Here is a 499-nt window from a genome sequence, read left to right on the forward strand (position 1 = left end):
TTGAACCGACCTTGTATTACAAATACTGTTATCAAAAAATACTCGCACCAAAAAAGAAAGCCCGCACTCATTGAGTACGGGCCTTATTATTGTCTATTACAGATGCGTGAGGGTTAAAACTAGAAACGACTAGCCACTCACTGTTGCCTGTTCAGTCTCAAAGATTACACTTCAAACTGAGAAACTAGGCTATCAAGTGCTTCACACTGTTCTGCTAGTGAGATGCATGCGTTCTCTGCATTGTTTGCCATCTCAACCATTTTCATGGTGCTTTCCGCGATACGTTGAACATTCTGGTTCACTTCTTCAGACACCTGAGACTGCTGAGAAGCCGCTGTTGCGATTTGCGTATTCATCTCATTCATCTTGCCGATTGAGTTACGAATCTCGCTCAATGATGAAGCTGCAGTGCCCGCTTGAACAATGGTTTTCTCGCCACTTGCCTTGCTTTCTGTCATCACGCCAACGGCATGTTTAGCGCCAACTTCTAAGCGTTCAA

The 499-nt window shown here is 44.3% G+C and carries 1 pseudogene; it reads right to left on the reverse strand.

The window, feature by feature from the left end:
* Positions 1-164: 164 nt before the first annotated feature.
* Positions 165-499: pseudogene (locus AB4496_RS27900) on the reverse strand (methyl-accepting chemotaxis protein); the annotation flags it as partial.

The sequence above is a fragment of the Vibrio sp. 10N.222.46.A1 genome (assembly GCF_041473595.1).
Lineage (GTDB): Bacteria > Pseudomonadota > Gammaproteobacteria > Enterobacterales > Vibrionaceae > Vibrio > Vibrio tasmaniensis_A.